The organism is Mongoliitalea lutea, assembly GCF_014652135.1.
GTDB classification, from domain to species: domain Bacteria; phylum Bacteroidota; class Bacteroidia; order Cytophagales; family Cyclobacteriaceae; genus Mongoliitalea; species Mongoliitalea lutea.
In genome coordinates this window covers 130270-145807 of the sequence record NZ_BMYF01000008.1, presented here as the reverse complement: position 1 = coordinate 145807, position 15538 = coordinate 130270, and the positions used below count along the sequence as shown (strand labels likewise).

Sequence of the window (15538 nt, the reverse complement as noted above, 5' to 3'; positions counted from 1 at the left end):
ATTGATTTGGGATGAAATTAGTTGGAATTTCCTAGACCTGCAACAAAAGAAACTAAAAAATTATTTATATAAATAAATATTTGATTCCTGGAAAAATAACAATGTACCTATCCCGTTTTCAAAAAGAATAATCTTTGAAGAAAGTTAAGTTGTATTTGAAAATAGCCTAAATCTTTACTAAGTTCGAAATGTAAAAGGCGAAAATCTATTGAATTTTGATATTATGTCAAGACTATTTAAGTATAGCAAAAATTTCTACGTGCTCTTCACGTTATTTTTTATCATTTGGATGGTCTTTATTGATTCCAATGATGTGGTGTCTCAGTTTAAGTTGAGAGCCAAATTGAAAGAGCTAGAAAATCAAAAGGAATTTTACTTGGAACGCAAAGAAAAAATCAAAGCCGATCGGGAAGAATTGATGAGTAATTATGAATTGCTTGAAAAATTTGCCCGCGAGCGCTATTACATGAAGAAAAAAACAGAAGATTTGTATGTGGTGGTGGAAGAGTAGATTGTTGCTGCTGACTGCATTTTCATTAATTATTCAGGTTTCCTATGCGCAGCGGGTGATTGAACCAGAAGAAAGGCCTCCTTTGAGAGATAGGATGTACTACGGGGGGAATTTTGCATTATCTTTTGGTCCTATTACTGCTGTGGAAATTTCACCTCTTGCAGGTGTAATGATTACTGACAAGTTGTCTGCAGGCGCAGGATTAACATATCAATATTTTGATGATAGCCGGTGGGTGGGTCTGTCCAATACACTATATGGAGGTAGGTTGTTTACCAGGTATAATGTGCTACCAAATATTTTTCTTCATGGAGAGTACGAGTCTTTAAATTTTGATTTGTATGATTTTGTGACTGATACCTCTAGAAGAGAGTGGGTCAATGCGTTTTTGGTTGGTGGGGGCTATTTCGTTCCTTTTGGGAATCGAGGTGGAGCAAACTTTTTGTTTTTGTATAATCTTAATTACGATGTAAGACGATCGCCTTACAATGAACCATATGTGATTCGTGTGGGTTTAGTGTTTTAGTCTCAAACAAATTTCCGTGTAATGGATTCTTTTGTTCAAAAATTGGCGCTAGCTCATCGCAATTGCCCCGAATGCCCTTCGGCTAAGGTGATTCATTTGTATTTTGAGGATCTGTTAGGTCTTTTATTTCCTGATTTCACAGAAGAACTCTTAAAAGACCCTGCACAAATCCAACAAAAAGTAGAGGAGTTAAAATGTAGGTTAGGTGGCTTATTGATCAAAAATAAACACTTGCATCAAGCTGACGGAGGAGCATTAGCGGAACAGTTTTTCACAAACTTAGAAGCAATTTATGAATTGATTTTGCAAGATGTGCAGGCCATGTTTGATGGAGATCCAGCAGCTAAATCCGTAACAGAAGTAATTCGTTGCTACCCTGGTTTCTATGCGATCACTGCGTACAGGGTAGCGCATGGTTTACATAAATTAGGGATTGCACTTATTCCAAGAATGATCACAGAATTTGCCCATAGTAAAACTGGAATCGATATTCATCCAGGCGCATCCATAGGACCTAAATTTTGTATTGACCATGGTACTGGTATTGTGATCGGTGAGACAACCACTATTGGTGAATGTGTAAAAATCTACCAAGGAGTTACGTTAGGTGCATTGAGTGTAGATAAGGTTGATGCTGATAAAAAGCGACATCCAACCATCGAAGATCATGTGGTCATCTATGCCGGCGCTACTATCCTCGGGGGGAATACGGTCATCGGCAAACACTCCATTGTAGGCGGAAATGTATGGTTGACTAAATCCATACCTCCGCATTCCAAAGTGTATTACCAAGCCAATATGCAGGATCCTTCTGGAGAACATCGTGAAACCTATATCATCAAGACCTAATGTATATTGAAAAACTTATTGGCAATACTCCCTTAGTAGCGCTTCGCACGATCCCGACCAATCCTGGCGTTCAGATTTATTGCAAGTTAGAGGGCCAAAACCCTGGAGGTTCTGTCAAAGATAGAGCTGCTTACAATATGTTGAAGTCTGCCCTTGATAGAGGTACCGTTCAACCTGGGGCTAATTTGGTAGAAGCTACAAGTGGCAATACAGGAATAGCATTGGCTATGGTGGCTAATTTTTTGGGTTTGAAGATGACACTCGTGATGCCGGATAATTCCACCAAAGAGCGAATTTTATCTATGGAGGCTTATGGTGCTAAGGTGATCTTGACACCCGCTGCCAAAACGATTGAATACTCCCGTGAACTGGCCGAGCAAATGGCCCGTGAGGAAGGTTATGTAATGCTCGATCAATTTGCTAATCCTGATAATTACATGGCTCACTATTACAGCACAGGTCCTGAGATATGGAAAGATACTGATGGTAAAGTCACTCATTTTGTATCCGCTATGGGTACTACGGGAACGATTATGGGTGTTTCCAAGTATCTAAAAGAGCAAAACCCAGCAATCCAAATTGTAGGAACCCAACCTACAAACGGATCAAATATACCGGGGATCCGTCGATGGTCTCCCGAATTTTTACCGAAAATATTTGATCCTTCCCGTGTGGATCGAGTGATAGATGTCAGTCAGGAACAGGCTACCACGATGACCCGAAGAATGGCAAAAGAAGAGGGGATTTTGGCGGGGATGAGCAGTGGAGGTGCCCTTCATGCAGCTCTTCAGCTTGCACAAGAGCTAAAGCATGGTGTGATTGTCTGTATCACTTGCGATAGAGGGGATAGATACCTGAGTTCGGATTTATTTGGATAATGGTAATTGTTGGTTTCCCAATTAGTTTTCTTTTTCGAAAATAGCTTAAATCCATTTTCCACTCGGATGCACCCAAGGTTCACGATATGCGCGCTTCAATAATTTCGTTGCTTCTGGGTCATTCGCTATGATTTTATTGGTCGGGTCATAACTTAAAGGTCTGCCAAGATCCATAGAAAGATTGGCCAAAATACAGGAAGCTGTTGAAATATGGCTGCTGTATATAGCTGCATTTGGGTCAGTATTGTGCTGCATGGCATCTACCATGGCTTGAAAGTGCCTTCGGGTAGCTGGGGCTGCATGAACCTCCATGCCTGCTTCGGTCAGATCTTCTGGATATTTTTCACGCTCATACAGACACTCAAATAGTTGGCTTTCGCCATTAGGGTAGGGAATAAACTCAGCTTTGAAGGGTGAACCCGCTAACATTCCATGTTCTCCATAAATCTTAAATCCCCAAGGGTATTCAGGATCCACAGGGTTTCCCCAAGTTCGGTGCTGCCAAGATACTGTCAAGTCAGTAAACTCAAAAACAGCGGTTTGCGTATCTGCCGTATTGGATATCCCCTTGTTTTGTACATAAATACCTCCCTGAGCCGAAATCGTGTGAGGCCAATCTAGGTCCAGCATCCAGCGCACAGCATCCAACATGTGCACCGCCATATCCCCTGTTATTCCATTTCCATACTCCATAAATGATCGCCAATGTAATCCATGAGGCAAGCCTGTATAAGGTCTCAAGGGGGCAGGACCGGTCCAAAAGTTATAATCAATATAGTCCGGGATTGCTTGTACTTCCTTGCTTTTATCTTCCCGCATATGGTAGTAACAAAAAATGTCAGCTGCTGCAATTTTACCTAACTTACCAGTATCGATGATTGCTTGCTTGGCTTCGATCAAATGTGGAGTGCTACGCCGTTGAAGCCCAACCTGAACCACCTTTCCATATTTTTTGGCAGCTGCCACTACTGCTTCTCCTTCCAGTACATCTACCGAAACGGGCTTTTGCACATATACATGGGAACCTGCCTCCAAGGCTGCAATGGTCTGCAAAGCATGCCAATGATCGGGAGTACCAATAATGGTGATGTCCAAGGCATGGTTTTTAAGTAGCTCCCGATAGTCTTTGTACAGCTGAGGTCCATTGGATTGTGGATGTCTCTGTTCCAAAAGTCTGGCAGCTTCTTCCAATTGCTTGCGGTCTACATCGCAAAGGGCGACTACCTCACAAGAGGCAACTTGAAGTAAACGAAAGAGATCACTTTTCCCATACCAACCTGTACCTATGACAGCTACCCGAAGCGGGTTTTTATTCTCAATAAATCCTGTGGAGAGTGTTCCAAGGCTAGTAAGTGCTAATAGCGCTGCACTTTTTTTTAGAAAATTTCTTCTTCCGGGAGTTGAGACTGCTTTCATATGTATAGATAAACAGTCTCAAGTTACAAAAAGGAAAGGGGAAGGCAAGGAGAGCTTAGGAAAAGCTTACACCCAATTTTTCTCCTAACTGCGTCAAATCTTCAATTACCGGTTGAAGCAGTGGGATTCCTTCTTTTCTTCTAATGGCTTCTAATTCGCGTTCTGGATCCCCAGGTATCAATACCTTTTCCTGCCCTTCAACTGGAGTAGCGCTCCTGAAGCGACTGATCCATGTGTCCATATGGCCTTTAAATTCATCTGCAGGTCTGAAAGCATCCACTCTCATAGCTCCAAAAAAGTGCCCCAAACCTTCCCCAACTGGGTTAGGGTCTGGTTCTAGAAATGCAACAAACGGCGGAACCCAAGGACCATAATTGGCACCGGATAGGACTGCGGAAAATATATCCACAATCGCTCCAAGTGCATATCCTTTGTGCGATCCATGGTCTCTATCACCACCCAAAGGAAGTAAAGCACCACCCTTTTTTACACCGTTAGCATCAGTGGTAGGTACTCCCTGTGGGTCTTGAACCCAACCAAGAGGAGCTTCTAAGTTTTTGCGTTGCAATATTTCCAATTTTCCGTTAGCGGCAGTTGTGGTTGCCATATCTGCGACAAAAGGAGGCTGCTCATGAGCAGGAATGGCTACCGAAATAGGATTTGTTCCTAAAAGACGCTCTTTGGAAAAAGTCGGAGAAACCAAGGGACTGGCATTGGTTAGGGAAATACCAATCATATCGTGTTCCAAGGCCATCATCGCATGATAACCAGCAATTCCATAATGATTGCTATTTTTCACAGATACCCAGCCGGTACCAGCATTTTTGGCTTTTTCAATAGCTACTTGCATAGCAAATGGTGCGACCACTAATCCTAATCCACCATCTCCATCCACAACTGCCGTACTTGGAGTTTCGTAAGTGACACGTATGGATGGCGTGGCATTGATTCTTCCTTTTTCCCACAAGCGCACATAGCCCGAAAGCCTAGCAACTCCATGGGAATCTACTCCTCGCAAGTCAGCTGATACCAATACATCTGCTGCAATCGTGGCATCTTTATCCGAGCAGCCAATTTTTTTCAGTATATCAATTGTAAACTGTCGGAGGTGTTCGTAAGTAAAATTCATGAGCATCGTTGATCTTATTTCTCTGCCATAGCCAGAGAATCTTTTCCCATCAGTTGGGCGATGGCCCCTTCCTTGAGGGCAAAATTAGAACATACTAAGAGTTCCACTGAAAGGAATCCTAAAATAAATTCAATCAAACAGGATGCAACTACTATCATATCCACACGCATAGGGATCATGCCCGGGATTTTAAGTCGCTCTTCCTTGGGTAAAGTATGTAGCTGGTTGGAAATTTGGTCAAAAGAAGTTCTTGGAAGTAAAAATACGCTTTCCTCTCTAGTTTTATGCTTGTGTAAAGATGCGTAATAGATATCGGATAAGGTATCAAATGTTCCCGAAGCACCCACGAAGCGTGTAGGTTGGTATGTTTGAATAGCGGAGATTAATTCTTGAAGGTTACTTTCAAGGTACTCAAATAAGTTTTGTGTTTCCTCGGGCAGAATTGGGTCATGGTAGTGAAAAAGGTCCAGCATGCGTTGACCTCCAATTTCAAAACTTTGTTTCCACAAGACAGCTTGTTGCGTACCAATGATAAACTCGACAGATCCTCCACCAATATCCATCATCAAAGAAACTTCCTCATTCAAGGCTCCACTTAGTCGGATTCCTTCGTAAATCATTTGGGCTTCTTGGACTCCATCGATGACATTGATGTCTATGCCAATGGTTTGTAATACCTTGTCGACGAAGGCTTGACCATTTTCTGCATTTCTTACCGCAGATGTAGCGAATGCAAATATTTCGGTTATTCCCTCACCATCAATCAGGTTTTTGAAGTGTTGGAGGGTATGTAAGGCTCTTTTTTCGGCATCGGCTTGAATTACACGTTGGTTAATTCCCCCCTGTCCTATTTTTACAGCAACTTTTTCTTTGTATAAAGTCGTGTATCTCTCTCCTAAAATTTCTACCAACAACAAATGAAATGTGTTGGTCCCCATATCGATAATTGCAGCCTTTCTAGGTCTCATACTCACCTATTTTTAAGATGTGCGAATATAGAAACATAATCTTAAAAACTGCTAACCTATTTTCAGTCAATTTTGCTGGAAGTCAAAGTGATACTTTTGTTACTTTGGTAAATTGTATAGTCATTGACCAACAAATTTTTCTCACTATCGCAGTCCTTACTTATATTTGACCAAGATAATACCTTACACACTGGATGATGATCGAAAGTAACTAGCCTTCATAAGCAAGGTTTTTTCTAAAGTCACTCCAAAATAACCGTCGAAAGCAAACTTTAAACTTATGAAAAGTCAAGTCAAAGGAATTTATAGCCTGCCGTCCAACAAAGAGAAATTCGAACTTTTATCTAAAAAGAATGATGAGGCATTACTCGGAGGAGGAGCCAAGAGAATTGAAGCTCAGCATAAAAAAGGCAAATTGACTGCCCGAGAGCGGATAGATTTTTTAATGGATGAAGGTACATTCCAAGAAGTTGACAAGTTTGTGATGCATAGAGCCAAGGATTTTGGTTTGGATAAGGAGCATTACCTTGGTGATGGAGTAATCACTGGTTATGGGGAAATCAATGGGCGATTGGTCTATGTATATTCTCAGGATTTCACGGTATTTGGAGGTTCTTTGTCTGAGACCCATGCTGAAAAAATCTGTAAAATCATGGATATGGCCATGAAAAACGGTGCGCCTGTTATTGGCTTAAATGATTCTGGTGGTGCCCGTATCCAAGAAGGCGTAGTCTCTTTGGGTGGTTATGCGGATATTTTTTACAGAAATACACTTGCATCAGGAGTAGTGCCTCAAATTTCTGCGATCATGGGGCCTTGTGCCGGAGGTGCGGTGTATTCTCCTGCGATTACTGATTTTATTTTGATGGTGGAAAACACTTCCTACATGTTTGTCACCGGTCCAAACGTAGTAAAAACGGTTACCCAAGAAACTGTTACAGCTGAGGAGTTGGGCGGTGCCAGTACACATAGTACGAAGAGTGGAGTGACACATTTTGCCTGTACCAATGAATTGGATTGCATCAATCATATCAAGCAGCTATTGAGCTATATTCCTCAGAACTGTGAAGATGAGGCACCAGTTTATGAGTACGAAAAGAAGGAGAATGAATTAAGACCTCAATTGGATACCATTATTCCGGACAACCCAAATCATCCCTATGATATCCGTGAAGTAGTCAATGGAATAGTAGATGAGGATTCATTTATGGAAGTGCATAAAAACTATGCGGATAACATTGTTGTTGGATTTGCCAGATTAGCGGGAAGAAGTATTGGGATTGTTGGTAATCAACCTCAGTCTATGGCAGGTGTGTTGGATAATGATGCTTCCATCAAAGCTGCTCGTTTTGTTCGTTTCTGTGATTCTTTCAACGTTCCTTTGTTAGTATTGGTAGATGTGCCAGGCTTTTTGCCAGGTACAGATCAAGAATGGAATGGGATTATCGTTAATGGAGCTAAATTATTGTATGCATTTTCGGAGGCTACCGTGCCTCGAGTAACGGTAATTACCCGTAAAGCCTATGGTGGTGCTTATGATGTTATGAATTCCAAACATATCGGTGCAGACCTAAACTTTGCTTGGCCAACTGCGGAAATTGCCGTGATGGGGGCCAAAGGTGCTGCTGAAATTATTTTCAAACGTGAAATTGCCGAAGCCGAAAACCCAGAAGAAAAACTCCAAGAAAAAATCGACGAATATACCGCTAAATTTGCCAATCCATACCGTGCAGCCCATAGAGGGTTCGTAGACGAAGTCATCCTCCCATCCGAAACCCGCGAAAAACTCATCCGTGCCTACAAAATGCTTGAAAATAAGGTAGATAAGCTGCCAAGAAAGAAGCATGGGAATATCCCTCTGTAAGTGAGGTAGGTCTGTCAACGGTCAACGGTTAACTGTTCGTAACAACTAAAACTAACGACTATTCGTAAAAAGAATAAATTCGTTTTCTTAGATGTTCTTTATCCAGTTTGTAAAATTTAATCCACTTTACTATGGGGTTCAAGTTTGAAAAGCTAAAAGTTTGGAGGACTGCTTTAGAACTGGCTTTTGAGGTAAGTAATGTGATTCAGGAGTTTCCTTCACACGAAAAATTCGTTTTGGGAACACAAATGCAAAAAGCCGCGGATTCTGTCGTCCTAAATATTGCAGAGGGGTCTACAGGTCAAAGTTCGGCTGAATTTAAAAGGTTCCTGAATTACAGTATACGTTCTGCCTTAGAAGTAGTGACTTGTTTGTATCTTGGTGAAATGAGGAAAATCATCAAAAAAGAGGACTTTACAAATTTATACAACAAGTATAATGATCTCATCAAAAGCATACAGGCTCTTAGAAACTCTTTAACTTGAATGAGTTAGTCCGACCAATCGTTTAAGAAATAATCATCTCCATTTTATACGTGTATCAAAACCGTTGACCGTCGTCAGTCAACTGTTGACATTCAAAATATAAATTATGCTATCTTCAGAAATATTCCTAACTACCTACCTCAACAACGCCTCTCCAACCGGATTTGAGGCATCTGGACAGCAAATTTGGCTGGATTATGTCAAGCCTTTTGTTGATACGTATTTTACAGATAACTATGGGACTGCTGTGGGTGTCATTAATCCTGATCATCCATATAAAGTGGTGATAGAGGCCCATGCAGATGAGATTTCTTGGTTTGTGAATTATATCACTCCTGAGGGATACATCTATGTGCGCAGAAATGGTGGCTCAGACCACATGATTGCTCCTTCTATGCGGGTCAATATTCATACAGACAAAGGAATTATTCCCGGTGTGTTTGGCTGGCCTGCCATTCACGTTCGTAAGGATGGAAAAGAGGATGCTCCTACTTTGGATAATATTTTCATTGATGTAGGAGCCCGAACCAAAGATGAGGTGCTTGAAATGGGAATTCATGTGGGCTGTGTAATCACGTTTAAAGATGAATTACAAGAACTCAATGGGAAGTTTCTTTCCGGAAGGGCTTTGGACAATAGAATTGGGGGATACATGATTGCAGAGGTTGTCCGGAAAATCAAGGAGTCAAAAGCGAGCCTACCTTTTGGTCTATATGTGGTCAATGCAGTGCAGGAAGAGATCGGCTTAAGAGGGGCAGAGATGATTGCCGCTCGAATCAAGCCAAATGTTGCGGTCATTACAGATGTATGCCATGATACCACTGCTCCCATGTACAGCAAAATTGTTTCGGGGGATCAAGTAGCGGGCAATGGTCCCGTGTTGACGTATGGGGCTGCTGTACACAAAAAATTATTGGATTTGATTATTGCTACAGCTACTAACAATGAAATTCCATTCCAAAGGGCAGCAGCTTCGAGAAGCACAGGTACGGATACCGATGCTTTTGCGTATTCCAATGAAGGTGTTCCTTCAGCCTTGATTTCCCTTCCATTAAAGTATATGCATACGACTGTTGAAACAGCTAGTAAGCAGGATATTGAACAGGTGATTGAATTGATGTATAAGTTTCTATTGGAGTTTGATCCTGCCTTTGATTTCAGGTATGTGGTTTGAAAAGTTCAATGTGAGAACTGAAAGTTAAAACTTATAGTGTACTAGATACCAAGAACCAAGTTCCTACAATAGACCCAAGATTCAAAAACCCAATTGAAAGAGCTTGTGCCAAAAAACTAAAACGAAGTGCCAAGTGTAAAATCAGGGAAAAAAAGAGAATTGAATTAGTGTCCCTAGTCGTTGACTATCAGCCATGAAAATTGGAATCTCAGTAACTGGTTTTGACTTCATTCAACCAATATTTATTCACTCAACTAACAACTTTCCTGCTATTGGTTGGTAACTATTCATCTAATTTATTAATCACAGTTTTACCAAACATTAGAGAATTCATAAAATTAAATTATGGCTACCATAACTATTTTTGTGGATACTTTGCTAGGTTTATTGCGTAAATCAGCCTTATTTAGGTAAGAAATTGAAAAGTATAAGCGCTTTTCCTGAGTTAAGCCAAAATAGCCATGAGTAGAACCAAACTACAAAAGAATAAGATCAGGGTCGCTATTTTATTGACCTTTATTATCACCATCATTGTTGGAAAAAATGTGTTGGAACGTAGAAGTTTCAATGATTTGGGGAAATCGTTCATTTCCGTTTACGAAGACCGCTTAGTGGTGGAAGGATACATTTTTTCTATCTCCGAAAATTTATTTCGAATCAAATTGCTTGTCAATCACTGTGAGTTGGAAAGTGATTACTCAGATGTAATTAAAGACATTGAAGTGTTAGAGGAGAAAATCCTTACGACTGTGGACGATTTTGAAAAAACAGGATTAACAGCTAATGAAGCGATTTTCTTAGAGGATTTCAGACGCATCATAGAGGAGAGTCTTCGGATCAACAATTACGATCTTTTATTCTCAGAATCAGACGGGATCAATATCGCCCAAGTTAGTAAATATAACGAGTCTATCGAACAGGCCTTGATTGACTTAGAAAAGTTATCCGAAATACAAATGGAAGAAGGGAAGCGGATGGCGGATGAGGCTGACCGTGTGGTGAATAAATCCAAAATTTGGGCACAATTTGAATTAGCTGCTTTGGTGATTTTGGCAGGGATTATTTACCTATTACTGTATACCAAGCGAACCATCAATTCAGAATTCCTTCAATAAGAAAAACCACCTTCAAAAATCAAAAGAGGCTGTTTGCGCAGCCTCTTTTTTTTGGGTTAGTTGCAAGTGAACTAGCAATTACAGGGCATAGGCACGGTCTCCAGGTGTATAATCAATGCATGCATCGTATCTTCCTGGGGCTTCATAGAATCGTAATTGCTGCGTTGCTCCTATTTCCGAGGTGAAATAACCTAAGACTGTCAGGTCTTGAAGCATACCTAGAATTGTTGGAATCAACTCAGCAGGAGCGTCCACGCTCGCTTTACCGGCAGCTTTCAATTCATTGAGATAGGCAGTTCGTTCTTCCACATTTACAGCCATAAAATCTTTGCCGGTGGCATTTTTGAAATCCTTTCGAAGAAGATTCAAGCCATCAACAAAGCTTTGCTGCTGTTCAGCATTGTAAGTATCGGTTACCATCATCACCATAAATGCCCCGATTTCAGTGGCTTTAGCTCCTGGAGTATCGGTAGTAGGAATAATGGCTTCACCCAACTCATCCAAGAAGGCAATGTCCCTTTCAGAGAAGTTAAGTCCAACAATTTGGTCTTCAGGAGCACAGCCTGTCAACAGCACATTTGCTCCAACAAATGCTCCTCCCATCATCAATGCGACACTTTTCAAAGCGTCTCTTCTATTCATAGTCATGATTTCTTGGTTCAGTGGTTAAAGATTTCCTTTTTTCAATTCGCTCACCGCAAAGTCAACTGCTCGGGCAGTTAAGGCCATATAGGTAAGTGAAGGGTTTTGTGCTGCCGCAGAGGTCATGCAGGCACCATCCGTTACAAATACATTTTTACAATCCCACACCTGATTGTTGCCGTTCAATACAGACGTTTTTGGGTCTCTACCCATTCGAGCTGTACCCATTTCATGGATTCCCTGACCGAATGTATATCCTGCGTCAAATGTTTTGACATTTTTCAGACCAGCAGCTTCCAGCATTTCGGCGGCATCATTCATCATGTCAACCCGCATTTTTTTCTCATTCTCCTTGATTTCTGCATTCATCACCAAGGCTTCCATTCCCCACTTATCTTTCACTTCCTTGCTTAATTTGATGGTGTTTTCATGATATGGAAGAATCTCTCCAAATGCTGTGATGCCCATAGACCATGGTCCTGGTTCGCTCAAAGCCTCTTTTAAAGGTGCACCATAATTCATTTCGGCTACATTTCTGCTCCAGCCAGAGCGGGAAGCACCTCCTTGATAGCCAAATCCTCTCAAATAATCTCTTTTATCATCACCAACATTTCTAAATCTTGGGATATACACTCCATTTGGTCTTCTTCCAAAGTAATACTTGTCTTCATAGCCTTCAGCGATACCGTTGGCTCCAAGCCTGAAGTGGTGGTCCATCACATTGTGTCCCAATTCACCCGAACTACTGCCCAAGCCACCTGGCCAAATATCGGTAGCGGAACGCATCAAGATGGCAGTAGAGTTGAAAGCTGATGCACATAAGAATACGATTTTCGCATTGTATTCATAGGTTTGCATATTTTCAGCGTCCAACACTTCTACTCCGGTAGCTTTCTGAGTGTCTTTGTCATATAATACACGCGTTACAATAGACCAAGGCCTTAATGTCAGATTACCGGTAGCCATGGCAGCTGGAAGCGTGGAAGACTGCGTACTGAAGTAACCTCCAAATGGACAGCCTAACCAACATTTATTTCTAAACTGACATTTAACACGGTTTTGAAGAGGCTCCGTAAGGTTAGCTACACGGCCTATGGTAACCATTCTTCTACCATCCCACTTTTCTTTGACGCGGGCTGCCACATCTTTCTCCACACAGTTGAGTGGCATGGGTGGTTGAAATTCCCCATCAGGAAGCACCCAATACCCGTCTTTGTTGCCAGAGATCCCAGCGAACTTTTCCACATAAGAATACCATGGAGCCAAATCCTTGTAACGAACAGGCCAATCCACAGCTATGCCTTCTTTCAAGTTTGCTTCAAAGTCAATATCACCTAATCGGTAGCTTTGCCTTCCCCACATCAATGAGCGCCCACCAACCTGATAGCCTCTAAACCAAGTAAATGGCTTCTCTTCTACATACGGGGAGTCACTTTCATGTGCCCACCAATCCAAATTTTGCTCATTCAACACATAATCCCTTCTCAAATTAGGGTGGTTTTCAAGCATTTCCACCGTTCTTCTTCCTCGGTGAGGAATTTCCCAAGGTGCCTGTGTGGCCGTCTTGTAGTCTTTGATATGTTCTACATTCTGCCCTCTTTCTAAAAGGAGTACTTTTAGGCCTTTTTCTGTCAACTCTTTCGCTGCCCAACCGCCACTGATTCCCGAACCGACAACGATAGCGTCATAGGTATTGTCTGCCATAATCTTTATTTGTTTGAGTTTATTGTAATTACACGTCACATATTTTAATAGCCTGCTCCAAGGATGCAATCTTGTCCTCCGCTTTTGGAACAAACTCTTGTCCGATATATCCTTTGAAGCCAGTTTCTGCAATAGCTTTCATCACCGCAGCATAATTGATTTCTTGTGAATCATCGATTTCATTTCTACCGGGATTACCTGCTGTATGGTAATGACCAAAATATTGGTGGTTTTCACGAATGGTGCGTATTAAATCTCCCTCATCGATTTGCATATGGTAAATATCATAAAGGAGTTTAAAATTTTCAGAACCTACCTGCTTACAAAGCTCTACACCCCATGTGCTGCGGTCACACATATAATCCTTATGGTCAACTTTACTATTTAATAGCTCCATATGCAAAACAACATCATGTTTTTCTGCCAAACTGATGATTTTTTTTAGACCTTTCGCACAATTTTTCAAACCGGTCTCATCATCCATCCCCTTGCGGTTACCCGAAAAACAAATCAAGTTTGTAAAACCTGCTTCCGCAACAAGAGGGATTATCTCCGAATAATTTTTAACAAGTAGGTCATGGTTTTTTGGGTCATTAAACCCTTCTGTTAAGCTGATTTCTGCCCCATTACACATGGAACACTCTACCCCATGGGCTTTGATGGTTGGCCAGTCCTTGGGGCCTAATAGGTCTATGGCATTAAAGCCAATTTTTTTGATTGTCTCACAAAGGCCTTCCAATCCAAGATAACTGTAGGTCCAATAGGATACCGAGTGCTTGAGATTGCCTTTCAATGCTTGTTTCTCGGAAGTTTGTGCACATGCCAGGTTCAGGCCTGTACCACTCAATACCACGCCCGAGAGCGCAATCTTTTTCAACGCATTTCTTCTATTTGTTGGGTTCATGGTTATTTAGGCGTCTATTTTGGCAACTTTTTCGTTTTTAAAGAATATGGTAAATATGATTACCACTACCAAAGCAATTCCCGATGGAATCATCCAAATAGAAGACCATGCATGATTTCCTTCGCTTATGAGATACATGTCTGTAATCGCACCTGCCACAGCAAAACCTATCAACATACCAATACCATACGTTGCTAAGGTAATCAAGCCTTGTGCTGCAGATTGGAATTTTGCGCCGGCCTTAGAGTCAGTATAGATTTGCCCGGATACAAAGAAGAAATCATAACAAATCCCATGAAGGGCAATACCAATAATCAACAAATATAAGCCTCCGTCAGCATCTCCGATCGCAAATAGTGCATAGCGCAATACCCAAGCGATCATCCCCAGCAAGATGGTGACTTTAAACCCAAACCGCTTAAAGAAAACCGGTAGTAATAACAAGAACAAGGCCTCTGAGATCTGTCCTAGTGTCATTTTTCCTGTTGGGTCACTGACGCCGATTTCTGCTAAAAACGGATTGGCATTTTGGTAATAGAAGGCCAAAGGAATACAAATCAAAATGGAAGAAACGAAAAAGACTGCGAAGTTTCGGTCTTTCAATAAGGCCAAAGCATCCAATCCCAAAAAGTCAGCGATTCTCACTTTTTCATTTTTATCTGCTCTTGGTGGAGTTTTAGGTAAGGTAAAGCTGAAAAAGCCTAGGGTAATAGATGTGATGGAAGCCATCAGGAAGGTGTATTTCAATTGACCTGCTGCCAAATTATCCGCAGCATCCCACTTAAATAGGTAACTGATAGCTAAGCCAGCTGCAATCCAGCCAATCGTACCCCATACTCGAATAGAGGCAAACTCAGCTTCAGGATTTTTCATTTGTCTAAAAGATACCGAGTTGACCAAAGCCAGGGTTGGCATAAATAATATCATGTAAAGAAAAACCGCCGGGTAAAAAGCCTCAAAACTGGTAGATTGATAACAGAAATACATCAAAATACCCCCGATGATATGCAGAATCCCTAAGATTCGCTCAGCATTGAAATATCGATCTGCAATGAGTCCAATGATAAACGGAGCAATGATGGCTCCAAAAGACTGAGTGGAAAAGGCCGCGCCAATTTGTGTTCCGCTGGAGCCTAAGTTGGTGCCAAGGAATGTTCCTAAGGTAACAAACCATGAGCCCCAAATAAAAAACTCCAAAAACATCATGAAGGATAATTTTGAGCGGGTTAGTGAATTCATAGAGAAAGGTTTAATTTGGTTTAATTGCTAATGAGTAAAACGTAATTTGTTTTATTAGAGCGTTAAATATACTATTTTTCTAGAATTAGAGAATACTGTGCAATGATGTTTCAAATTGTGGATTTTGACTGAAT

At 41.3% G+C, this 15538-nt stretch carries 15 protein-coding genes; 8 read left to right on the top strand and 7 right to left on the bottom strand.

Annotated elements, in window-relative coordinates:
- The first annotated feature begins 223 nt into the window (after positions 1 to 223).
- From IE080_RS08255 to cysM, 4 genes are read left to right on the top strand one after another with little or no spacing between them, the layout of a single operon-like run.
- On the top strand, positions 224 to 511 hold the full coding sequence (locus IE080_RS08255) for an FtsB family cell division protein (RefSeq protein ID WP_189580527.1): 288 nt from the start codon (positions 224 to 226) through the stop codon (positions 509 to 511).
- Positions 492 to 1037, top strand: coding sequence for a hypothetical protein (locus IE080_RS08250; RefSeq protein WP_189580524.1), 546 nt, complete (start codon positions 492 to 494; stop codon positions 1035 to 1037). The genes IE080_RS08255 and IE080_RS08250 overlap by 20 nt, the downstream gene beginning before the upstream one ends.
- A 21-nt stretch (positions 1038 to 1058) precedes the next feature.
- Complete coding sequence (locus tag IE080_RS08245; RefSeq protein WP_189580521.1) at positions 1059 to 1886, top strand: serine O-acetyltransferase; 828 nt, start codon at positions 1059 to 1061, stop codon at positions 1884 to 1886.
- Positions 1886 to 2764 (top strand): cysteine synthase CysM, encoded by an 879-nt coding sequence (gene cysM / locus IE080_RS08240; protein ID WP_189580518.1) that lies wholly within the window; start codon positions 1886 to 1888, stop codon positions 2762 to 2764. The genes IE080_RS08245 and cysM overlap by 1 nt, the downstream gene beginning before the upstream one ends.
- Before the next feature lie 45 nt (positions 2765 to 2809).
- Here cysM and IE080_RS08235 read toward each other — a convergent pair whose 3' ends face one another.
- The 3 genes from IE080_RS08235 to IE080_RS08225 are packed head-to-tail and all read right to left on the bottom strand — an operon-like array spanning position 2810 to position 6277.
- Entirely contained in the window at positions 2810 to 4180 is a 1371-nt protein-coding gene (locus IE080_RS08235) for a Gfo/Idh/MocA family protein (protein WP_189580515.1), read from the bottom strand.
- Between the two features lie 55 nt (positions 4181 to 4235).
- Positions 4236 to 5309, bottom strand: coding sequence for an Ldh family oxidoreductase (locus IE080_RS08230; RefSeq protein ID WP_189580513.1), 1074 nt, complete (start codon positions 5307 to 5309; stop codon positions 4236 to 4238).
- Positions 5310 to 5323: 14 nt separating this feature from the next.
- A complete protein-coding gene (locus IE080_RS08225) occupies positions 5324 to 6277 on the bottom strand; it encodes a Ppx/GppA phosphatase family protein (protein WP_189580510.1) in 954 nt (317 codons plus the stop codon).
- A 280-nt stretch (positions 6278 to 6557) separates the two neighbouring features.
- On the opposite strand from IE080_RS08225, the gene IE080_RS08220 reads away from it, so the two are divergent.
- From IE080_RS08220 to IE080_RS08205, 4 genes are all read left to right on the top strand, one after another.
- Positions 6558 to 8141, top strand: a complete 1584-nt coding sequence (locus tag IE080_RS08220; protein ID WP_189580507.1) for an acyl-CoA carboxylase subunit beta — start codon at positions 6558 to 6560, stop codon at positions 8139 to 8141.
- A 131-nt stretch (positions 8142 to 8272) separates the two neighbouring features.
- Entirely contained in the window at positions 8273 to 8626 is a 354-nt protein-coding gene (locus IE080_RS08215; RefSeq protein WP_189580504.1) for a four helix bundle protein, read from the top strand.
- Positions 8627 to 8732: 106 nt separating this feature from the next.
- Positions 8733 to 9800 carry a M20/M25/M40 family metallo-hydrolase gene (locus IE080_RS08210; RefSeq protein ID WP_189580501.1) on the top strand — a complete coding sequence of 356 codons (1068 nt, stop codon included), beginning with the start codon at positions 8733 to 8735 and terminating at the stop codon, positions 9798 to 9800.
- A gap of 461 nt (positions 9801 to 10261) precedes the next feature.
- Complete coding sequence (locus tag IE080_RS08205; RefSeq protein WP_189580498.1) at positions 10262 to 10915, top strand: MCP four helix bundle domain-containing protein; 654 nt, start codon at positions 10262 to 10264, stop codon at positions 10913 to 10915.
- Positions 10916 to 10993: 78 nt separating this feature from the next.
- Here the strand turns inward: IE080_RS08205 and IE080_RS08200 are convergent, their stop codons facing one another.
- From IE080_RS08200 to IE080_RS08185, 4 genes are read right to left on the bottom strand one after another with little or no spacing between them, the layout of a single operon-like run.
- On the bottom strand, positions 10994 to 11563 hold the full coding sequence (locus IE080_RS08200) for a gluconate 2-dehydrogenase subunit 3 family protein (protein ID WP_189580495.1): 570 nt from the start codon (positions 11561 to 11563) through the stop codon (positions 10994 to 10996).
- An 18-nt stretch (positions 11564 to 11581) separates the two neighbouring features.
- Positions 11582 to 13261, bottom strand: coding sequence for a GMC oxidoreductase (locus tag IE080_RS08195; protein WP_189580492.1), 1680 nt, complete (start codon positions 13259 to 13261; stop codon positions 11582 to 11584).
- 28 nt (positions 13262 to 13289) lie between these two features.
- Complete coding sequence (locus tag IE080_RS08190; protein ID WP_189580490.1) at positions 13290 to 14165, bottom strand: hydroxypyruvate isomerase family protein; 876 nt, start codon at positions 14163 to 14165, stop codon at positions 13290 to 13292.
- 6 nt (positions 14166 to 14171) lie between these two features.
- Positions 14172 to 15404 (bottom strand): nucleoside permease, encoded by a 1233-nt coding sequence (locus tag IE080_RS08185; protein WP_189580487.1) that lies wholly within the window; start codon positions 15402 to 15404, stop codon positions 14172 to 14174.
- Positions 15405 to 15538 lie beyond the last annotated feature (134 nt).

Excerpts from the sequence above, each read along its gene's own strand:
- IE080_RS08255 (WP_189580527.1), top strand. The coding sequence starts at position 224 with ATGTCAAGACTATTTAAGTATAGCAAAAATTTCTACGTGCTCTTCACG.
- IE080_RS08250 (WP_189580524.1), top strand. The coding sequence starts at position 492 with ATGTGGTGGTGGAAGAGTAGATTGTTGCTGCTGACTGCATTTTCATTA.
- IE080_RS08245 (WP_189580521.1), top strand. The coding sequence starts at position 1,059 with ATGGATTCTTTTGTTCAAAAATTGGCGCTAGCTCATCGCAATTGCCCC.
- cysM (WP_189580518.1), top strand. The coding sequence starts at position 1,886 with ATGTATATTGAAAAACTTATTGGCAATACTCCCTTAGTAGCGCTTCGC.
- IE080_RS08235 (WP_189580515.1), bottom strand. The coding sequence starts at position 4,180 with ATGAAAGCAGTCTCAACTCCCGGAAGAAGAAATTTTCTAAAAAAAAGT.
- IE080_RS08230 (WP_189580513.1), bottom strand. The coding sequence starts at position 5,309 with ATGAATTTTACTTACGAACACCTCCGACAGTTTACAATTGATATACTG.
- IE080_RS08225 (WP_189580510.1), bottom strand. The coding sequence starts at position 6,277 with ATGAGACCTAGAAAGGCTGCAATTATCGATATGGGGACCAACACATTT.
- IE080_RS08220 (WP_189580507.1), top strand. The coding sequence starts at position 6,558 with ATGAAAAGTCAAGTCAAAGGAATTTATAGCCTGCCGTCCAACAAAGAG.
- IE080_RS08215 (WP_189580504.1), top strand. The coding sequence starts at position 8,273 with ATGGGGTTCAAGTTTGAAAAGCTAAAAGTTTGGAGGACTGCTTTAGAA.
- IE080_RS08210 (WP_189580501.1), top strand. The coding sequence starts at position 8,733 with ATGCTATCTTCAGAAATATTCCTAACTACCTACCTCAACAACGCCTCT.
- IE080_RS08205 (WP_189580498.1), top strand. The coding sequence starts at position 10,262 with ATGAGTAGAACCAAACTACAAAAGAATAAGATCAGGGTCGCTATTTTA.
- IE080_RS08200 (WP_189580495.1), bottom strand. The coding sequence starts at position 11,563 with ATGACTATGAATAGAAGAGACGCTTTGAAAAGTGTCGCATTGATGATG.
- IE080_RS08195 (WP_189580492.1), bottom strand. The coding sequence starts at position 13,261 with ATGGCAGACAATACCTATGACGCTATCGTTGTCGGTTCGGGAATCAGT.
- IE080_RS08190 (WP_189580490.1), bottom strand. The coding sequence starts at position 14,165 with ATGAACCCAACAAATAGAAGAAATGCGTTGAAAAAGATTGCGCTCTCG.
- IE080_RS08185 (WP_189580487.1), bottom strand. The coding sequence starts at position 15,404 with ATGAATTCACTAACCCGCTCAAAATTATCCTTCATGATGTTTTTGGAG.